This is a genomic window from Pseudomonas sp. PDM09, assembly GCF_014852305.1.
Taxonomy (GTDB): Bacteria; Pseudomonadota; Gammaproteobacteria; order Pseudomonadales; family Pseudomonadaceae; genus Aquipseudomonas.
Window position 1 is genome coordinate 30,407 of the sequence record NZ_JACVBI010000016.1, and the last position, 19,318, is coordinate 49,724.

Genomic DNA, 19,318 nt, shown 5'->3' on the forward strand with positions numbered 1-19,318 from the left:
GTAGGACTCTTCTATTTTTTCAGCAAGCTATTGAACAGAACGAGTATCTTGACAAGGCTGCGACCCAACAACGGCGGTGCCTACGATGGTAGCGATTCACAGAAGCGCTCAGCCAGAGGACAATGTCGCAAAAGCCCCACCCGAAGGAGCCCCAGAATGTCCGTTCCAAAAACGATGTTTCAACTCAGCGGCCGTGGTTATGCAGCGGCCAATCTGGGTCATGCGACCCTCGTCATCATCGATGCCCAGAAAGAATACCTCAGCGGCCCCTTGGCCCTGAGCGGCATGGATGCTGCCGTCGCGAACATCAAGCAACTGGTGGCCGCTGCCCGTGCAGCCGGTCGGCCGATCGTGCACGTGCGCCACCTCGGCACCGTCGGTGGGCTGTTCGACCCGCAAGGCGAGCGCGGTGAGTTCATCCCGGGCCTGGAGCCACAGGGCGATGAAACCATCATCGGCAAATTGCTGCCGAGTGCGTTCCATGGCACCGAACTGCTGGAGCGCCTGCAGAATCTCGGCTCGTTGGACCTTATCGTCTGCGGCTTCATGAGCCATTCCAGCGTCAGCACTACCGTGCGCGCCGCGAAGAACCTGGGCTTTCGTTGCACATTGGTTGAAGACGCCTGTGCGACTCGCGACCTGCCCTACAAGGGTGGCGTCCTGAGCGCCGAGCACGTTCAGCACACCGAGATGGCGATCATGGCGGACAATTTCGCCACCCTCGCCCAGACCCGCGAACTGATCTGATCGACCGTCGATGAGCGGTCCATGCCGCCGCTCATCCGCAAAAGCCTCTCATTTGCTGTAATTGCCCTAGCCTCAGGAACATCCCGGTCAACTCCCGGTCGAAGGGCCGATACCCATTGAGGAAGGTCGGAATGAAGTTATCCGATGGTTTTGATGCACGCCGCTTGCGGCCCAAAGGCCAAAGCAACTGGCGTTTTCGCTTCGGCGCAGCCATTGCCGCTCTGCTGGCGATGTGCGGCGTGCTGCTGGTGATGGCAGGTGCCGCCAGCCTGCTCGGCCAAGCGCCCGCCCTGGGCGAGTTGAATACCAACCGGGTCGGTTCAGCAGTGATTTTGGCGATTGGCCTGTTTGTGCTGTACATCGGGGTGTGGCTGTGGCGCCGCTGCCGCCGCCGTTCGCGTCAATCGCAAGAGCTGAACATATCCCCGCATTTGATGAAAAAACACGACTGAGCCGAACGCCACGCGTTTTGTCGCGCCCCATTCGCTTCGACTTGGGTAAACTGGCCGCCCTTCGCGGAGGCTGACATGCAAGACGACGATTTTTCCCTGTTCAAAAGCGCGATCCAAGGCGTCAAGCCGATCAAGCACGATCGCGCCGAAACCGGCAAACCCAAGGCCGACCGCGCGCAAATCGCCAAGCTGCGCCAGGCCGCCACCGTGCGCACCGATGCCACCACCGTTGATGGGCTGTCCGATCAGTTCGTCATTGATGTCGGCCCCGAAGATGAGCTGATGTGGGCCCGCGACGGTGTCCAGGAAAGCCAGATGCGCAAGCTCAAGATCGGACAGATTCCGTTCGAAGGCAGCCTCGACCTGCATGGCATGAACGTGGAAAAGGCCCGTGAGACCCTATGGGCCTTTCTGGCCGAAGCGACCAAATTCGAAATCCGCTGCGTACGTGTCACCCACGGCAAAGCGGTGCGCCTGGACGGCAAGCGGCCGATGATCAAAAGCCACGTCAACACCTGGCTGCGCCAACATTCACAGGTGCTTGGCTTCACCTCGTGCCAACCGAAACACGGCGGCGCCGGAGCGGTTTATGTGATGCTCAAACGCACCATGATGGAAGGTCGCGACGAGTGATGCCGTCGCTTCACGCTTGCAGCGCCGTGTCCGTCACCGTACCCTTGCCCTTTGCGTAAAATCCCACAGGTAGTTTCATGTCCCTGGAACAGAATTACACCGAGATTCTCGGCCAATTGGGCGAGGACGCCTCCCGCGAGGGCCTGCTCGACACGCCAAAACGTGCCGCCAAAGCCATGCAGTACCTTTGCCGCGGTTATGAACAGACACTGGAAGAGGTCACCAACGGTGCCTTGTTCAGCTCCGACAACAGCGAGATGGTGCTGGTCAAGGACATCGAGCTCTACTCGTTGTGCGAGCACCACATGCTGCCGTTCATCGGCAAGGCCCATGTTGCCTACATCCCGAGCGGCAAGGTCCTGGGGCTGTCGAAAGTCGCGCGGATCGTCGATATGTATGCCCGCCGCCTGCAGATCCAGGAAAACCTCAGCCGCCAGATCGCCGATGCGGTCCAGCAGGTCACCGGCGCCCTGGGCGTTGCGGTGGTGATTGAGGCCAAGCACATGTGCATGATGATGCGCGGTGTGGAGAAACAGAACTCGACGATGATCACCTCGGTGATGCTCGGCGAGTTCCGCGAAAACGCGGCCACCCGCAGCGAGTTTCTCAGCCTGATCAAGTAACTTGCAGCACGAAGAAAACCGGCACTGATCGCCGGTTTTTTTTCGCCTGCGAAAAATCAGGTAAGCTGCGCGCCTTCCTACATTCGCCCCGTGAGGCTTACAACGTGTTCGTCAAAGCGCTTCGTGTCGGCCTCGGCCAACTGATCATCTTCATCGACTTCATCACCCGTCCGGGCAAAAAACAACGCCCTGCCGAAGCTCAGGCTCAGGTCAACACGGCCGCCAAGGACCTGACCCTGTATCAGTTCCACGCCTGCCCGTTCTGCGTGAAAACCCGCCGCACCCTGCGTCGCCTGAACGTTCCTGTGGCCTTGCGCGATGCCAAGAACAACGAACAGGATCGCCAGGCTCTGCTGGAGCAAGGTGGCAAGATCAAGGTGCCGTGCCTGCGCATCGAAGAGAATGGCCAGACCACCTGGATGTATGAATCCAAGGTGATCATTGATTATCTGGATAAGCGGTTTGCTGCGGTCTGAGGTTTTGTGGTGTTTCGACCGGCGCCATCGCGGGCAAGCCCGCTCCCACAAGGATTTGTAGAGTAAATGGGATCTGTGTTTAAAACAGATCCACTGTGGGAGCGGGCTTGCCCGCGATGACGCCAGACCAGCCACCACAAACTTCAGACAAAAATAAACCGGCCCATGGGCCGGTTTATTTTTTTCTGCATCCTCTCAAGCCGCTTCTGCCGCCTGGGCCTCGCGCACCACCGTCGCCAATCGCTTAAGCCCTTCGTCCAGTCGCACCGGGTCGATGTGGCTGAAGTTCAGGCGCAAATGCCCCGGATTGCTGTCCGGTTCGGGGAAAAACGGTTCGCCCGGCATAAACGCCACATCCGCCGCCAGCGCAGCCTTGAGCAGCGTGCGCGTATCCAGCGGCTGCTTGAGCGTCAGCCAGAAAAACAACCCGCCCTGCGGCACGTTCCACTGCGCCAGATCGGAAAAGTGCGTTTCCAATGCCGACTGAAACGCATCCCGACGAACCCGATAGAAGTCGCGCAACTCACCCAGATGCTGTTGGTATTTCTCAGTGCCGATCCATTGCAACGCTTGCCATTGTCCGATGCGGTTGGTGTGCAGATCGGCCGATTGCTTGAGCCGCAGCAAGTGCGGAAACAGGTCTGGGCTGGCGATCAGGTAACCGACCCGCAAGCCCGGCAACAGGGTTTTCGACACGGTGCCGGTGTAGATCCAGCTGGCTTTGTTCAAGCGGCTGACGATCGGCGTGGCACTGCCGCCGTCGAAGGTCAGTTCGCGGTAGGGTTCGTCTTCGATCAGGGTTACGCCGAACTCGTCGAGCAACGCCGCCACTGCATCGCGCTTAGCCTCGCTGTAGCGCACTGCCGACGGGTTCTGAAACGTCGGAATCAGGTAGATGAACGCTGGCTTGTGTTTTTCCAGACGGTTACGCAGTTGTGCCAGGTTCGGGCCATCGGCTTCCAATGGGACGGTGATGCAGTCGGCGCCAAACAGCTGAAAAATCTGCAACGCCGCCAGGTAGGTCGGTGCTTCGAGCAGAATCTCGGTGCCTTTGTCGATGTAGAGCTTGGCCGCCAGATCGAGGGTTTGCTGGGAGCCGCTGACCACCAGCACCTGACTCGCCTCGCACGGCACACCCAACGCTCGGGCTTCGGCCGCCAGCGCCTCACGCAGCGCCGGCTCGCCTTCGCTCATGCCGTATTGCCCCATGGACAGCGGCATGTCCGCCCACTCGACTTTCGGCAACATGGCTTCGGCCGGCAAGCCGCCGGCGAACGACATCACTTCCGGACGCTGGGCGGCGGCGAGGATTTCACGGATCAAAGAACTTTTAAGGCGCGAGACACGTTCGGAAAAAGCCATGGGGTCACCGGTAGCGAGGCCTGAGGAAAATGAGTCAAACTGGTTGACCGAAATTACGACAGACCGAACGGATACGTCAACATGCTTGACCTTAAAAACCCCAGCACTCAGCAACAAGCCATGGAAGCGTTTTTCTTCGGTTACCAGGCGTTCACCGCCAAAGCCGACGAAATGCTCGAGCGTCGCGGCTTGAGCCGGGTGCATCAACGCATCGTGTTTTTCATTGCCCGCTACCCTGCCCTCAGCGTCAAGGAGTTGCTGGCGTTGCTCGGCGTGAGCAAGCAGGCGCTGAACATTCCGCTGCGTCAGTTGGTGGAAATGCATTTGGTGAACAGCGTCGCGTCCGAGACCGACAAGCGTAAGCGGCTGCTGGAACTGACTGCGGAAGGCGCGCGGTTCGAGCAGTCGTTGCGGCGTGAGCAGGTGAAATTGCTCGAGCGGGTGTTTGCCGAGGCCGGGGAGACGGCGGTGAATGGGTGGTTGGCGGTGAATCTCGCGTTGGGTAAAGCCCAGGTCTTTCCAAGCTGATCGTTCCCACGCTCTGCGTGGGAATGCATCCCGTGACGCTTTGCGTCACATCAACGGCGGACGCAGAGCGTCCATGGCGGCATTCCCACGCAGAGCGTGGGAACGATCGTCTATAGCCGATATATCCCGATCAACAAACTTTTCGTCTACAAAATCAAAAACATTATTTGCTTTATTTGTATACAAAAGCATAATTCGCTTCGTGCGAGTTCCTGACCATCAGGTCAACAAATTCGCAAGTACCTCAAAGGGTCGCTGCCGCCCTCATGGGTCCGGCCCTGGAAATAACAATAAAACTCTTGAGGAGTACTCGCTGTGGAAAGCCGCAAATCCGAAGCCCCGACGCTGGAACTCTCGCCGCCATTACACAATGGCTGGCTGGAGCGCATCTTCAAACTCAGCTTGCACGGCACCACGGTGAAGACCGAGCTGATCGCCGGTCTGACAACCTTCATCACCATGGCTTACATCATCTTCGTCAACCCGAACATCATGGCCGATGCCGGCATCGACCACGGTGCGGCGTTCGTCGCCACCTGCATCGCCGCCGCGCTGGGTTGCCTGCTGATGGGCCTGTACGCCAACTGGCCGGTCGGCCTGGCACCGGGCATGGGCCTGAACGCGTTCTTCACTTACACCGTGGTCGGCACCATGGGCTACAACTGGGAAACCGCCCTCGGTGCGGTGTTCGTCTCCGGTGTGTTGTTCATGTTCCTGACCTTTTCCCGGATTCGCGAATGGTTGCTCAACAGCATTCCAGTGAGTTTGCGCTTTGCCATGGGCGCCGGCGTGGGCCTGTTTCTGGGGCTGATCGGTTTGAAAACCGCTGGCATCGTTGTCGATAGCCCGGCCACTCTGATCAAGCTTGGTTCCCTGCGCGAACCTGGCCCGTTGCTGGCGGCCATCTGCTTTCTGATGATTGCCGTGCTCAGCTACCACAAAGTGTTCGGCGCGATCCTCATCAGCATCATCACCGTGACCCTGGCCGGTTGGGGCCTGGGCCTGGTGCACTACGAGGGCATCATGTCTGCCCCGCCGAGCCTGGCACCGACCTGGATGGCCATGAATGTCGCCGGCGTATTCAACGTCAGCATGATCAGCGTGGTACTCGCTTTCCTCTTCGTACACATGTTCGACACCGCCGGCACCCTGATGGGCGTCGCCCAGCGCGCCAACCTGGTGAACGCTGACGGCCGGATCGAAAACCTTTCCCGCGCCATGAAAGCCGACAGTGCTTCCAGCGTATTTGGTGCGGTGGTCGGTGTTCCGCCAGTCACCAGCTATGTGGAAAGTGCCGCTGGCGTAGCAGCGGGTGGTCGGACTGGTCTTACCGCTGTGACCGTAGGTGTGCTATTTATTGCCGCAATGTTTTTTGCACCGCTGGCTGGCATGATCCCCGCTTATGCAACCGCCGGTGCGCTGATTTATGTGGCGATGCTGATGATGGGCGGCATGGCGCATATCGAATGGGACGAAGCCACCGACAGCATTCCGGCGATCGTTACCGCGATCATGATGCCGCTGACCTTCTCGGTCGCCGACGGAATCGCGCTGGGCTTTATCACTTACGTGGTGCTGAAGGCTTTCACCGGTAAACACAAGGAAATTTCCGTCAGTTTGTGGGTGCTCTGCGCGATCTTCATCGCCAAGTTCATTTTCTTGTAAGCCGTCTACGTTTCAAAAACAGTGCTTCAAAACAGCCTCACCCCATCGGGTGAGGCTTTTGCATATAGGGAGGAAAGTGATGAGTCTGGAAACCTGGCTGCTGTTCAGCGGCGCTGCGCTGGTGGTGATCCTGATCCCGGGACCACTGTCGTTGCTGATGATCAGCAACAGTCTGAATTACGGTTTGCGCCGCTCTTACCCGGCGTTTCTGGGCGGCGTGATTGCGTCGATCTGTCTGCTCAGTGCTTCGGCGCTTGGCTTGGGTGCATTGTTGCTGGCGTCGGAACAGCTGTTCAGCGCCCTGAAAATCGTCGGTGCGTTGTACCTGTTCTATCTCGCCTGGCAGAGCTGGCAGCAATCGCGTCAGCCCTCCCAAGGCGCCGAAGTGCCCCAGGCTGCGCCGGTGCCGCGCTTTCGTGCACTGTTCGGGCGCGCGTTCATGCTCGGCGCGAGCAATCCGAAAGACATTTTGTTCTTCGCCGCTTTTCTGCCGCAGTTTTTGAGTGCTGAGCAACCGTTCCTGCCGCAGTTGCTGGTGATGATTGCCACCTGGACCGTGCTGGATTTGCTGTGCAAGTTGGCTTATGGGCTGGGGGCTCACGGCGCGGCGCGGTATTTGCGCAGCGGCAATGGGCAGAGCTGGTTTAACCGGGTGAGTGCGGGGTTGTTCAGTGGTGCGGGTGCCGCTTCATTGTTAAGCCGCTAAAGTCAAAGACATCGCTAGCAGGCTAGCTCCCACATTGTGATCTGCACCCAATAAGTTGGATATCAATCCTGATTTTTGGGATTTGCGGCGTTCACAAATCCCTGTAGGAGCTAGCCTGCTAGCGATGGCGTCAACCCAGTCACCACTTTCCCACAGGCAAAAAAAAGCCCGCAGTGTGAGCGGGCGAAAGACCAAAGAAGCTATATGCGCAGTCGCTTCTCGGAGGAGGCAGCTGCTTGGGGGATCAACTGCCTCGGTATGTGGAATAGCTATACGGCGAAATCAACAACGGCACGTGGTAGTGATCCTGTTCCGCAGAGATGCCGAAACGCAGCACCACCACATCCAGAAACGCAGGCTCGGGCAGCTGAACCCCACGGGTGCGGTAGTAATCACCCGCATGAAACTGAAGCTGATAAACCCCGGACCGATAGTCATCACCTTGCAGCAGCGGCGAATCGACACGGCCATCGCTGTTGGTAATCGCAGTGGCGACCAATTCCAGCTGCGAACCTTCAACGCGGTACAACTCGACCTTGATCGAGCTGCCCGGGCAACCGTGTGCAGCGTCCAAAACGTGTGTAGTCAAACGTCCCATTGATTCTGCGCGCCTGCCTGCGTGGAGCAGTCAGACCTCGCGCCTCCCGAAGTCAGTTGAAAAGGAGACCGCACCGTTTCGGAGCACGAAAAGCTGCGGCGAGCGACTGATTAAGACACTTTTCATAAAAATTGTACACAATAAAAACGACATTTTTACCACTACCACCGCCATTCAGGGTTTGTCAGCGAATCTTGCGCCGAACCATAAGATCAGAGGACCTCCTATCCATTAGCTGACCAGTCAGGCAGGTTTCTTGCAGTACCTTTCAAAGTGGATAGCCTATGAAAAATGCAAAAAAACAGGCTTACAAAGTGAATATAAAGTTGTATACAATCAACCCATCGCTGTGACGCCAGCCTGCCCTCTCATCGCCAGGCCGCCACACACACCCTGACTTTGAACAAGTCGACACGAACAAGAAGGAAGACTGCAGTGAGCGCTGACTATCCACGCGACCTGATCGGTTACGGCAGTAACCCTCCTCACCCACACTGGCCGGGCAATGCCCGCATCGCGCTGTCCTTCGTGCTCAACTACGAGGAAGGTGGCGAGCGCAATATCCTGCACGGCGATAAAGAGTCCGAAGCGTTCCTCTCGGAAATGGTCTCGGCGCAGCCGCTGCAAGGCGAGCGCAACATGAGCATGGAATCCCTTTACGAGTATGGCAGCCGTGCCGGCGTCTGGCGGATTCTGAAATTGTTCAAGGAATTCGACATCCCGCTGACCATCTTCGCCGTGGCCATGGCCGCCCAGCGCCACCCGGACGTGATCCGCGCCATGGTCGATGCCGGCCATGAAATCTGCAGTCACGGCTACCGCTGGATCGACTACCAGTACATGGACGAAGCGCAGGAACGCGAGCACATGCTCGAAGCGATCCGCATCCTCACCGAAATCACCGGCGAGCGCCCTCTGGGCTGGTACACCGGTCGCACCGGCCCGAACACCCGTCGACTGGTGATGGAAGAAGGCGGTTTCCTTTACGACTGCGACACCTACGACGACGACCTGCCCTACTGGGAACCGAACAACCCGACCGGCAAGGCGCATCTGGTGATCCCCTACACCCTGGACACCAATGACATGCGCTTCACCCAGGTCCAGGGCTTCAACAAGGGCGACGACTTTTTCGAATACCTCAAAGACGCGTTCGACGTGCTGTATGCCGAAGGCGCCGAGGCACCGAAGATGTTGTCGATCGGTCTGCACTGCCGGTTGATCGGCCGTCCGGCGCGTCTGGCCTCGCTCAAACGCTTTATCGAATACGCTAAAAGTCATGAACAGGTGTGGTTCAGCCGCCGCGTCGACATCGCTCGCCACTGGCACAAAACCCACCCGTTCCAAGGGGCCGCGAAATGAGCACCTTTCAAACCATCAAACCGTCGAGCCTGAGCCGCGACGCGTTTGTCGCCGCCTTCGCCGACATCTACGAACACTCGCCATGGGTGGCCGAAAAGGCCTTCGACCTGGGCCAGGACGCTTCGATCGACGAGATCGAAACCCTGCACCAGCGCATGAGCGACATCTTGTTGAGCGCTGATCACACAAGCCAACTGGCCCTGATCAACGCTCACCCGGACCTGGCCGGCAAAGCCGCCGTCCAGGGCCAGCTTACCGCTGCCAGCACTGAAGAACAGTCTGGCGCGGGTATTCACCAATGCTCGAGCGATGAGTTCCAGCGCTTCACCGAGCTGAACGACGCCTACAAGGCCAAGTTCAAGTTTCCCTTCATCATGGCGGTAAAAGGCAGCAACCGGCATCAGATCCTCGCAGCGTTCGAAACGCGCATTCACAACTCGGTCGACACCGAATTCAAATGCGCGCTAGCGGAGATCAACAAGATCGCGTTGTTCCGATTACTGACCCTTTAGCGAGCAGCCCTTGTGAAAAAAGCACCCAGGGCTCCTGCAAGCATCCCAAGCCAACTAATTAAAGGCAGACAAGAAGAATGAAAGCTTACGCCGTACCTTTCGAGAAGTTCGTCAACCTGGCCGACGCCCGCCTGGGCACCAAGATCATCTCGGTCACCGATGACTGGTTCGCCGACGCCAACCGTCTGTTCCAACCGACCCCGGCGGTGTGGAAAGAGGGCGTGTTCGACGACAACGGCAAGTGGATGGACGGCTGGGAGTCGCGCCGCAAGCGCTTCGAAGGCTACGACAGTGCGGTGATCCGCCTGGGCGTACCGGGCTCGATCAAGGGCGTGGACATCGACACTTCATTCTTCACCGGCAACTACCCGCCATCTGCTTCGCTGGAAGCCTGCTTCCTGGCCTCGGGCGAGCCCGACGAAAACACCCAGTGGACTGAAGTGCTGTCAGCCGTCGAGCTGCAAGGCAACAGCCACCACTACCACGAAATCAACAACGACCAGGCCTTCAGCCACCTGCGCTTCAACATCTACCCGGATGGTGGCGTGGCCCGTCTGCGTGTGTACGGCATTCCGTTCCGCGACTGGTCCGCTGTGGGCGACAACGAACAAGTCGACCTGGCAGCAGCCCTGAACGGCGGCCGGGCGCTGGCCTGCTCCGATGAACACTTCGGCCGCATGAGCAACATCCTCAACCCGGGCCGTGGCATCAACATGGGCGACGGCTGGGAAACCGCACGTCGTCGCACGCCGGGCAATGACTGGGTGATCGTCGCGCTGGGCCATGCCGGCGAGATCGAAAAAGTCATCGTCGACACCCTGCACTTCAAGGGCAACTACCCGGACACTTGCTCGATCCAGGGTGCATTCGTGAAAGGCGGCACCGACAGCCAGATCGAAACCCAATCGCTGTTCTGGCGCGAACTGTTGCCAAGCCAGAAGCTGGAAATGCACGCCGAACACACCTTCGCCGAGCAGATCAAGGCGCTGGGCCCGATCACCCACATCCGCCTGAATGTGTTCCCGGATGGTGGTGTGAGCCGCCTGCGGGTATTGGGCAAGGTCGCTAAATAAGCGGTGAGGCCATTCGCGAGCAAGCCCGCTCCCACATTTGAAATGCATTCCCCTGTGGGAGCGGGCTTGCTCGCGAAGACGCCAGAACAGACAACACAGAACTTAACGAAAAGAAGACCAGCATGCGCACACTGATGATTGAACCGCTGACCAAAGAAGCCTTCGCCCCTTTCGGTGACGTGATCGAAACCGACGGCAGCGATCACTTCATGATCAACAACGGTTCGACCATGCGCTTTCACAAACTGGCGACGGTGGAAACCGCCACGCCAGAGGACAAGGCGATCATCAGCATTTTCCGCGCCGATGCGCAGGACATGCCGCTGACCGTCTGCATGCTGGAGCGTCATCCGCTAGGCAGCCAGGCCTTCATTCCGCTGCTCGGCAACCCCTTTCTGATCGTGGTCGCGCCACTTGGCGATGAACCTGTATCAGGCTTGGTCCGCGCCTTCGTCACCAACGGCAGGCAGGGCATTAATTACCATCGCGGCGTTTGGCACCATCCGGTGCTGACGATCGAAAAGCGGGATGACTTCCTGGTGGTTGATCGCAGTGGCACAGGCAATAACTGCGATGAGCATTTTTTCAAAGAGGATGAGCGTTTGATCCTCGCCCCCCACCAATAAGAGAAGGTCTGATCACTCGACGACAGAGTGACAGGCGAGAGGTAAAGACTGTGGAAGCACATCTGTTGGAATGGCTGAACCTGAGCGTGCGCTGGGTTCACATGATTACTGGCGTGGCCTGGATCGGCGCGTCGTTCTATTTCGTCTGGCTGGAAAACAACCTCAATCGGGTCAACCCGAAAAACGGGCTGGCGGGCGATTTGTGGGCGATCCATGGCGGCGGTATCTACCACCTGGAAAAATACAAACTGGCTCCACCGACCATGCCGGACAACCTGCACTGGTTCAAATGGGAAGCCTACTTCACCTGGCTGTCGGGGGTCGCGCTGCTGTGCGTGGTGTTCTACTCCAACCCGACGCTCTACCTGCTCGCTCCGGGCAGCAGCCTGACCGGCCCTGAAGGTGTTCTGCTGGGCATCGGTTCGCTGTTCGTCGGCTGGTTCGTCTACTCCTTCCTCTGCGACTCGGCCCTGGGCAAACGCCCTGCCCTGCTCGGTGTCATCCTGTTCGTGCTGATCATTGGCGCCGCTTACGGCTTCAGCAAAGTGTTCAGCGGTCGTGGTGCGTACCTGCACGTCGGCGCGATCATCGGCACCATCATGGTTGGCAACGTGTTCCGCATCATCATGCCGGCCCAACGCGCATTGGTGGCGGCGATTGCCGAGAACCGCACGCCCGATCCGGCGCTGCCGGCCAAAGGCTTGCTGCGTTCGCGGCACAACAACTATTTCACCTTGCCGGTGCTGTTCATCATGATCAGCAACCACTTCCCGAGCACTTACGGCAGCCAATACAACTGGCTGATCCTGGCCGGGATCGCGGTGCTGGCGGTGTTGGTGCGTCACTACTTCAACACCCGTCATGACAGCCACAAGTTTGCCTGGACCCTGCCCGCTGCGGCGGTCGGCATGATCTGCCTGGCCTACGTGACCGGGCCGGCGCCGATGTCCAGCGCACCTGAAGTGGCCAAGGCGCCCGGCACCATCGAGTATCAGCCGCTGCCGGAAACCGCCCTCGGCGGTGGCAAGAAACCGGCTGAAGCTGCACCGGCGGCAGCCCCTGAAACTGCACCCGCCCAGGCATCCAATGCCGGTCCTGCCTTCGACAAGGTGCATGACGTAATCCAGGAACGCTGCACGGTCTGCCATTCGGCCAAACCCACCAGCCCGCTGTTCAGCGCGGCACCGGCGGGCGTGATGTTCGATACCCCCGAGCAGATCAAGCTTCAGGCCCCGCGCATCCAGGCCCAGGCGGTTGCCAGCCAGATCATGCCATTGGGCAACATCACCCAGATGACCCAGCAAGAGCGCGACCTGATCGGTGCGTGGATTGTTCAGGGAGCTCAAACCCAATAAGCAACACCCCGTTGTGGCGAGGGGGCTTTTGTGGCCACAGCAAGCCCCCCGCCACAGGTCCACTTGAAACAAAAATCACAAGAATAAAAAAGATCCGAGGTGTTGCATTCCGAACTGCCACACCCACCCGCACTGACCCACTAAAAGACACACACCCTTGTGGGAGCGAGCCTGCTCGCTCCCACAAGGGTGGCTGCCTGCGCCTCAAACAATAAAAACAAAAGAGAGCAACAGATGATTCGGATAAAAACCAGCGCGCTGTTGGGCTCTGGCCTGTTGGCCGCGAGCCACGCCATGGCCGAGGACTTACTGCTGTGGCAAACCAACAGCCTGAGCTACCTGTACGGCAAGAATTTCGTGGTCAACCCGTCGATCCAGCAGACGGTGACGTTCGAACACGCCGACAGATGGAAGTACGGCGACAACTTCCTGTTCATCGACAAGATCTTCTACAACGGCGAAGAAGACCGCAATAAAGGGCCCCACGCCTTCTATGGCGAATTCAGTCCGCGCCTGTCCTTTGGCAAGATACTCGACCGTCGTTTCGAGTTTGGCCCGATCAAAGACGTATTGCTGGCCCTGACGTACGAGTACGGCGAAGGCGACAGCGAGGCATATCTGATCGGCCCGGGGTTGGATCTGGCAGCACCGGGTTTCAACTATTTCACCTTGAACTTCTATCGTCGCCAGACCGAAGGCCCACGCCCCGGTGATGGTGTCTGGCAGATCACTCCCACCTGGTCCTACAGCGTTGCGCTAGGCAATTCGAACCTGTTGATCGATGGCTATCTGGACTGGGTGGTGGACAACGATCACAACGCACGCGGCACTTATCACGCCAACTTGCACATCAATCCGCAGATCAAATACGACTTGGGCAAAGCGCTGGGCTGGGGCGAGAAATTCGTCTACGTCGGCACCGAATACAGCTATTGGAAAAACAAGTACGGAATCGAAAACAGCGCCAACTTTGACACTCACCAAAACACCGCCAGCCTGCTGGTAAAGGTGCACTTTTAAGATGGCCCGCAACCGTGCCCGATACCTGTCAGCGGTGCTCTGTTGCGGGGCACTTGAGACCTGGCCAAGGAGTCAGTATTCTCCGCGCCCGCCCGAATCCGCTCTAAAAAAAAGCGCGGATTTAATTCCTGACCAGAAAGCCAACTTATCCCGGCTCTGGACAGCACCAAGGCCTCTCGAATTGACGCTCAATCGACTGTTTTCAAACAGCCGAACGGGCGTTTTTTGGCTTTTCGAAAGCCTTGGCTCAGCTCTTGCTAACAGCACTAAAGCTGACCGACTGGATTGTTTTTTACAGCAAAGAAAAAGGCGCCACACCAGAGTGCCGACCTTAGAAAAAAAACGTGGAACCACCTACTTTTTTGGAGCAACCGAATGAAACGTACGTGCACCAGCCTGATGCTCGCGGGATCCTTGCTGGCCGGGGGCCAGGCAATGGCCGGCGACTTGCTGCAATGGCAGAACAACAGCCTGACTTACCTCTATGGCAAGGACTTCCAGGTCAACCCGCGCATTCAGCAAACTGTCACCTTCGAGCATGCCGATGCCTGGAAATACGGGGACAACTTCGTGTTCGTCGACAAGATTTTCTACAACGGCGAGAAGGACTTCAACGCCGGCCCGAACACCTATTACGGCGAAATCAGCCCGCGCTTGTCGTTTGGCAAAATCTTCGACCAGAAACTGGCGTTCGGCCCGATCAAAGACGTGCTGCTGGCCATGACGTATGAGTTCGGTGAGGGCGATACCGAGTCCTACCTGATCGGTCCGGGTTTCGACCTGGCGATTCCCGGGTTCGACTACTTCCAGCTGAACTTCTACCAGCGTCACACTGAAGGCAGCCGTGCGGGTGACAACGTCTGGCAGATCACCCCGGTTTGGTCCTATACCATTCCCGTGGGCGATTCGAACATCCTGATCGATGGTTTCATGGACTGGGTGGTCGACAACGACCAGAACAGCAAAGGCACCTACCACGCCAACCTGCACTTCAACCCACAGATCAAATACGACTTGGGCAAAGCCCTGAACATAGGCGAGAAGCAGTTGTACGTCGGTGTCGAGTACGACTACTGGTCAGACAAGTACGGGATCAAGGACAGCCAGTACTTCAAGACCGATCAGAGCAACACGAGCTTCCTGGTGAAGTTCCACTTCTAATCTTCACTTTGTGTGGCGTATGAAACGACGCCTTCGCGAGCAAGCCCGCTCCCACAATGGATTTGTGTCGATCACAGAATCTGCGATCATCACCGATCAAATGTGGGAGCGGGCTTGCTCGCGAAAGCCGCACCACAAATCTCAAGCCGGAACCGCAGGCTCCACCAACCCCAGAAACCGACACAACTCATCGCGCTTGGCCAACGCATCGCGTCGCCCCAGATCGATCAACTCGCTGCAATATCCCGCCTCGAACAGCAGATAACTCAATACCCCTGCCCCACTGGTCTTGGTCGCCCCCGGCCCGCGCAAAAACAGACGCAAGGCCGCCGGCAATTCCTGGCGATGCCGCGCCGCAATTTCATCGATCGGCTGACTCGGTGAAATCACCAGCACCTCCACCGGCGCTGCTCCCAATGCCCGACTCGGCGCGCCGTCGGGCAGCAGATGGCTGAACTGATTCAGACGCTGCAGCAACTCGATGTCACTTTCCAGGCTGTCAATGAACGTACTGTTGAGCATGTGCCCGCCGATTTGGGCCAGGGTCGGCTGCTGACCTGTGTAGGCACGTTGCAGCGGCTGTTGCGGGTCGACCCCGCGCGGGTTGCCGCTGACACCCACCACCAGCACGCGACTGGCCCCCAGGTGCAGGGCCGGGCTGATCGGTGCCGATTGACGCACCGCGCCATCGCCGAAATACTCTTCGCCGATTTTCACCGGCGCAAACAACAACGGAATCGCCGAACTGGCCAGTAAATGTTCGACGCTCAATTGGGTCGGCACGCCGATTCGCCGATGGCGCAACCAGGATTCTATGGTGCCGCCACCCTGATAAAACGTGACGGCCTGACCGGACTCATAGCCAAACGCCGTGACCGCCACCGCCTTCAATTGCTTTTGCGCAATGGCCTCGGCAATTCCGGGCATGTGCAGTTTTTCGTTGAGTAAACCGCGCAGCGGCGAGCTGTTGAGCAGGGCCACTGGCACCGGGGCGCCAATGCCCATCAAATTGTGACTGACAAAACGGGTGGCTTGATGGATCACCCCCGGCCAGTCGCTGCGCAATACCAGATGGCTGCGGAAACCTTGCCAGAAGGCAGTCAGACGCTGAATCGCGCCGCGAAAGTCCATTGCCCCACTGGCCAGGCTGACCGCGTTGATCGCGCCAGCCGAAGTACCGACGATCACCGGAAACGGATTCGCCGCGCCTACCGGTAGCAGCTCGGCAATCGCCGCCAGCACGCCCACCTGATAAGCCGCCCGAGCCCCGCCGCCGGAAAGTATCAACCCTGTAACCGGTTCAGCAGAACTCATCGCAACACTCCATGGTGCTTAAAGGGATCGGTGACTCAACCGCGTTTGGCGTACAGCTTCGCCTCACCCGGTGGACGGGTCTTGAAGCGGCGATGCGCCCAGAGGTATTGCTCCGGACACTCACGCAAAGCACTTTCGACCCACTGGTTGATCCGAATGCAGTCAGCTTCTTCCGTCTCGCCGGGAAAGCCCTCGAGCGGTGCATGGATCACTAACCGATAACCGCTGCCATCCGCCAGGCGTTCCTGGGTGAACGGCACCACCAGCGCTTTGCCCAGCCGGGCGAATTTGCTGGTGGCGGTAACGGTCGCCGCCTGAATCCCGAACAGCGGCACAAAGATACTTTGCTTGGCGCCGTAGTCCTGATCCGGTGCGTACCAGATCGCTCTGCCGGCCCGCAGCAGTTTGAGCATGCCGCGCACGTCGTCGCGCTCCACCGCCAGCGAGTCGAGGTTGTGCCGCTCGCGGCCACGACGCTGGATGTAGTCGAACAGTGGATTCTTGTGTTCGCGGTACATGCCATCGATGGTGTGCTGCTGACCGAGCAACGCCGCGCCGATCTCCAGCGTGGTGAAATGCACAGCCATCAGAATCACGCCCTTGCCGTCGCGCTGGGCCTGCTTCAAATGCTCCAGGCCTTCGACATGGGCCAGTTTCGCCAGACGCTTGCGCGACCACCACCAGCTCATGGCCATCTCGAAGAAGGCGATGCCGGTGGAGGCGAAGTTTTCCTTGAGCAGACGCTTGCGCTCGGCAGCGGACTTTTCAGGGAAGCACAGCTCAAGATTGCGCTTGGCAATGCGCCGTCGGTCGCCGGCCACTCGATACATCAAGGCACCCAAGACGCGACCGACCGACAGCAACGCCGGATATGGCAACTGCACAATCAGCCACAACAGCCCCAAGCCACACCACAGCGGCCAGAAACGTGGAGAAAGAAATGCTGTTCGAAAACGCGGGCGATCCATTAAAGGTTCCGTCAAGACAGTGGCCGCGCATTCTACATCGTTCGACCCGGCTTGCGGCCTGCGGGCGTTCTCGTTATAAGTCTCGGCACTTTTAGTGACAAGCCGTTGTATGCCGACCATGAGCCAAACCGAACCGCTAGACCAAGATCCCGTGTTCCAGTTGAAGGGCAGCATGCTTGCCATTACGGTGCTGGAACTGGCCCGTAACGACCTTGAGAACCTTGATCGGCAACTGGCCGCCAAGGTCGCCCAGGCGCCCAACTTCTTCAGCAATGCGCCGTTGGTCCTGGCCCTGGACAAACTTCCGGCCAGCGAAGCCTCGGTCGATCTGCCGGGGCTGATGCGCATCTGCCGCCAGCATGGCCTGCGCACCCTGGCGATCCGTGCCAGCCGCATTGAAGACATTGCCGCCGCCATCGCCGTCGATCTGCCGGTGCTGCCGCCGTCCGGCGCCCGTGAGCGCCCGCTCGACCCGCACGAAGGCACTGTTGCGAAAAAACCGGAAAAACCACCGGAACCGACCATTAAACCGACCAAAATCATCACGTCGCCCGTACGCGGTGGCCAGCAGATTTATGCCCAGGGTTGCGATTTGGTGGTGATTTCGTCGGTCAGCCCGGGGGCGGAACTTCTCGCCGATGGGAACATCCATGTATACGGCGCGATGCGCGGTCGTGTCTTGGCCGGCGTCAAAGGTGACACGAAAGCCAGGATTTTCTGTCAGCAAATGACCGCTGAACTGGTCTCCATCGCTGGCCACTACAAGGTTTCCGAGGATCTGCGTCGTGATCCATTGTGGGGCGCGGGCGTACAAGTCAGCCTGTCGGGCGACGTGTTGAACATCATTCGGCTTTAACGGATACTGCCGCATTTTCCAAGCATCTCTAAAACGTAGCGAAAACGGCTCAAACGAAGTAGGAAAAAGGCCAAAAGCAGTGTTTACCGGGGGTAAACGCCGCTCAGAACCGGATTCCAGCCAAGGCTGTCCGACTGCAGTAGTTTTTCAAGAGATGTTTTTCAGGGGCTAAACGTCCTTTTTCCTTAGGGGTAAAACACCTTGGCCAAGATTCTCGTGGTTACATCCGGCAAGGGTGGTGTGGGTAAGACCACCACCAGCGCCGCTATCGGTACCGGCCTCGCTCTGCGCGGTCACAAAACAGTTATCGTCGACTTCGACGTCGGCTTGCGTAACCTCGACCTGATCATGGGTTGCGAGCGCCGCGTGGTGTATGACTTCGTCAACGTGGTAAACGGCGAAGCCAACCTGCAACAGGCTCTGATCAAAGACAAGCGTCTGGAAAACCTCTACGTACTGGCCGCCAGTCAGACTCGCGATAAAGACGCGCTGACTGTCGAAGGCGTCGAAAAGGTCCTGATGCAGCTCAAGGAAGACTTCGAATTCGTGGTCTGCGACTCTCCGGCGGGCATCGAGAAAGGCGCCCACCTGGCCATGTACTTCGCTGATGAAGCGATTGTAGTGACCAACCCGGAAGTCTCCTCCGTACGTGACTCGGACCGCATGCTGGGCCTGCTGGCCAGCAAGTCCCGTCGTGCCGAAAACGGCGAAGACCCGATCAAGGAACACTTGTTGCTGACCCGCTACAACCCGACACGCGTGAGTAACGGTGAAATGCTCGGCGTCGAAGACGTCAAGGAAATCCTCGCAGTAACCCTGCTAGGCGTGATTCCGGAGTCGCAAGCCGTCCTCAAGGCCTCCAACCAGGGCGTACCTGTGATTCTCGACGATCAGAGCGACGCCGGTCAGGCGTACAGCGATGCCGTTGATCGCCTGCTGGGTAAAACCGTGGACCATCGTTTCCTCGATGTCGAGAAGAAGGGATTCTTCGAGCGACTTTTTGGAGGTAGGTAATGAACCTTTTTGACTTCTTTCGTGCCAGTAAAAAGGTCAGCACCGCGTCGGTAGCGAAAGAGCGTCTACAGATCATCGTGGCGCATGAACGCGGCCAGCGCAGTACGCCGGATTACCTGCCAGCCTTGCAGAAGGAACTGGTGGAAGTGATCCGCAAGTACGTCAATATCGGGTCCGATGACGTGCACGTCGCTCTGGAAAACCAGGGCAGTTGCTCGATCCTGGAACTCAATATCACCCTGCCAGATCGCTGAGTCGATCCGGCGG

At 58.5% G+C, this 19,318-nt stretch carries 22 protein-coding genes; 18 read left to right on the forward strand and 4 right to left on the reverse strand.

Features of this window, described 5'->3' with window-relative positions; all coding sequences use genetic code 11:
- Positions 1–156 precede the first annotated feature (156 nt).
- From IB250_RS28240 to IB250_RS28260, 5 genes are all read left to right on the forward strand, one after another.
- A complete protein-coding gene (locus IB250_RS28240; RefSeq protein WP_008005646.1) occupies positions 157–747 on the forward strand; it encodes a cysteine hydrolase family protein in 591 nt (196 codons plus the stop codon).
- Positions 748–878: 131 nt separating this feature from the next.
- Positions 879–1,199: a hypothetical protein gene (locus tag IB250_RS28245; protein WP_192346967.1), complete on the forward strand. Its 321-nt coding sequence runs from the start codon at positions 879–881 to the stop codon at positions 1,197–1,199.
- A gap of 75 nt (positions 1,200–1,274) precedes the next feature.
- Entirely contained in the window at positions 1,275–1,832 is a 558-nt protein-coding gene (locus tag IB250_RS28250; RefSeq protein WP_007898817.1) for a Smr/MutS family protein, read from the forward strand.
- A 77-nt stretch (positions 1,833–1,909) separates the two neighbouring features.
- Positions 1,910–2,455, forward strand: a complete 546-nt coding sequence (folE, locus tag IB250_RS28255) for a GTP cyclohydrolase I FolE (protein WP_007898818.1) — start codon at positions 1,910–1,912, stop codon at positions 2,453–2,455.
- A 104-nt stretch (positions 2,456–2,559) separates the two neighbouring features.
- A complete protein-coding gene (locus tag IB250_RS28260) occupies positions 2,560–2,931 on the forward strand; it encodes a glutathione S-transferase N-terminal domain-containing protein (protein WP_123496262.1) in 372 nt (123 codons plus the stop codon).
- A gap of 195 nt (positions 2,932–3,126) precedes the next feature.
- On the opposite strand, the gene IB250_RS28265 is transcribed toward IB250_RS28260, so the two are convergent.
- The gene (locus IB250_RS28265; protein ID WP_192346969.1) at positions 3,127–4,293 is read right to left on the reverse strand and encodes a PLP-dependent aminotransferase family protein; all 1,167 of its coding nucleotides are present in this window, start codon (positions 4,291–4,293) and stop codon (positions 3,127–3,129) included.
- Positions 4,294–4,374: 81 nt separating this feature from the next.
- Here IB250_RS28265 and IB250_RS28270 point away from each other — a divergent pair, with 81 nt between their 5' ends.
- From IB250_RS28270 to IB250_RS28280, 3 genes are all read left to right on the forward strand, one after another.
- On the forward strand, positions 4,375–4,821 hold the full coding sequence (locus IB250_RS28270; protein WP_007898821.1) for a MarR family winged helix-turn-helix transcriptional regulator: 447 nt from the start codon (positions 4,375–4,377) through the stop codon (positions 4,819–4,821).
- 315 nt (positions 4,822–5,136) lie between these two features.
- Positions 5,137–6,486 carry an NCS2 family permease gene (locus IB250_RS28275; RefSeq protein ID WP_192346971.1) on the forward strand — a complete coding sequence of 450 codons (1,350 nt, stop codon included), beginning with the start codon at positions 5,137–5,139 and terminating at the stop codon, positions 6,484–6,486.
- Positions 6,487–6,565: 79 nt separating this feature from the next.
- Positions 6,566–7,192: a LysE family translocator gene (locus IB250_RS28280; RefSeq protein ID WP_007898823.1), complete on the forward strand. Its 627-nt coding sequence runs from the start codon at positions 6,566–6,568 to the stop codon at positions 7,190–7,192.
- A gap of 244 nt (positions 7,193–7,436) precedes the next feature.
- Here IB250_RS28280 and uraH read toward each other — a convergent pair whose 3' ends face one another.
- On the reverse strand, positions 7,437–7,790 hold the full coding sequence (uraH, locus tag IB250_RS28285) for a hydroxyisourate hydrolase (RefSeq protein WP_123496254.1): 354 nt from the start codon (positions 7,788–7,790) through the stop codon (positions 7,437–7,439).
- 435 nt (positions 7,791–8,225) lie between these two features.
- Between uraH and puuE the strand changes: the two genes are divergently transcribed.
- The 7 genes from puuE to IB250_RS28320 all read left to right on the forward strand — a co-directional run bounded on the left by puuE (position 8,226) and on the right by IB250_RS28320 (position 14,899).
- Positions 8,226–9,152: an allantoinase PuuE gene (puuE, locus tag IB250_RS28290; RefSeq protein ID WP_192346973.1), complete on the forward strand. Its 927-nt coding sequence runs from the start codon at positions 8,226–8,228 to the stop codon at positions 9,150–9,152.
- On the forward strand, positions 9,149–9,664 hold the full coding sequence (gene uraD, locus IB250_RS28295; protein WP_192346975.1) for a 2-oxo-4-hydroxy-4-carboxy-5-ureidoimidazoline decarboxylase: 516 nt from the start codon (positions 9,149–9,151) through the stop codon (positions 9,662–9,664). The genes puuE and uraD overlap by 4 nt, the downstream gene beginning before the upstream one ends.
- 77 nt (positions 9,665–9,741) lie before the next feature.
- Positions 9,742–10,737, forward strand: coding sequence for an allantoicase (gene alc, locus IB250_RS28300; RefSeq protein ID WP_007898829.1), 996 nt, complete (start codon positions 9,742–9,744; stop codon positions 10,735–10,737).
- Between the two features lie 122 nt (positions 10,738–10,859).
- Positions 10,860–11,363: an ureidoglycolate lyase gene (locus IB250_RS28305; protein ID WP_192346977.1), complete on the forward strand. Its 504-nt coding sequence runs from the start codon at positions 10,860–10,862 to the stop codon at positions 11,361–11,363.
- Positions 11,364–11,413: 50 nt separating this feature from the next.
- Entirely contained in the window at positions 11,414–12,718 is a 1,305-nt protein-coding gene (locus tag IB250_RS28310) for a urate hydroxylase PuuD (RefSeq protein WP_192346979.1), read from the forward strand.
- A gap of 234 nt (positions 12,719–12,952) precedes the next feature.
- A complete protein-coding gene (locus tag IB250_RS28315; RefSeq protein WP_192346981.1) occupies positions 12,953–13,738 on the forward strand; it encodes an outer membrane protein OmpK in 786 nt (261 codons plus the stop codon).
- A gap of 375 nt (positions 13,739–14,113) precedes the next feature.
- The gene (locus IB250_RS28320; RefSeq protein ID WP_192346983.1) at positions 14,114–14,899 is read left to right on the forward strand and encodes an outer membrane protein OmpK; all 786 of its coding nucleotides are present in this window, start codon (positions 14,114–14,116) and stop codon (positions 14,897–14,899) included.
- A gap of 141 nt (positions 14,900–15,040) precedes the next feature.
- Here IB250_RS28320 and IB250_RS28325 read toward each other — a convergent pair whose 3' ends face one another.
- Together IB250_RS28325 and IB250_RS28330 are read right to left on the reverse strand one after the other, a co-directional pair.
- Entirely contained in the window at positions 15,041–16,213 is a 1,173-nt protein-coding gene (locus tag IB250_RS28325; RefSeq protein ID WP_192346985.1) for a patatin-like phospholipase family protein, read from the reverse strand.
- A 35-nt stretch (positions 16,214–16,248) separates the two neighbouring features.
- Entirely contained in the window at positions 16,249–17,181 is a 933-nt protein-coding gene (locus IB250_RS28330; protein WP_192346987.1) for a lipid A biosynthesis lauroyl acyltransferase, read from the reverse strand.
- Between the two features lie 118 nt (positions 17,182–17,299).
- Between IB250_RS28330 and minC the strand changes: the two genes are divergently transcribed.
- The 3 genes from minC to minE all read left to right on the forward strand — a co-directional run bounded on the left by minC (position 17,300) and on the right by minE (position 19,305).
- Positions 17,300–18,037 (forward strand): septum site-determining protein MinC, encoded by a 738-nt coding sequence (minC, locus tag IB250_RS28335; protein WP_032830770.1) that lies wholly within the window; start codon positions 17,300–17,302, stop codon positions 18,035–18,037.
- Positions 18,038–18,238: 201 nt separating this feature from the next.
- Positions 18,239–19,051, forward strand: coding sequence for a septum site-determining protein MinD (gene minD, locus IB250_RS28340; RefSeq protein WP_007898841.1), 813 nt, complete (start codon positions 18,239–18,241; stop codon positions 19,049–19,051).
- The gene (gene minE, locus IB250_RS28345; RefSeq protein ID WP_007898843.1) at positions 19,051–19,305 is read left to right on the forward strand and encodes a cell division topological specificity factor MinE; all 255 of its coding nucleotides are present in this window, start codon (positions 19,051–19,053) and stop codon (positions 19,303–19,305) included. Before minD ends, minE begins: the two co-directional genes overlap by 1 nt.
- Positions 19,306–19,318: the final 13 nt, after the last annotated feature.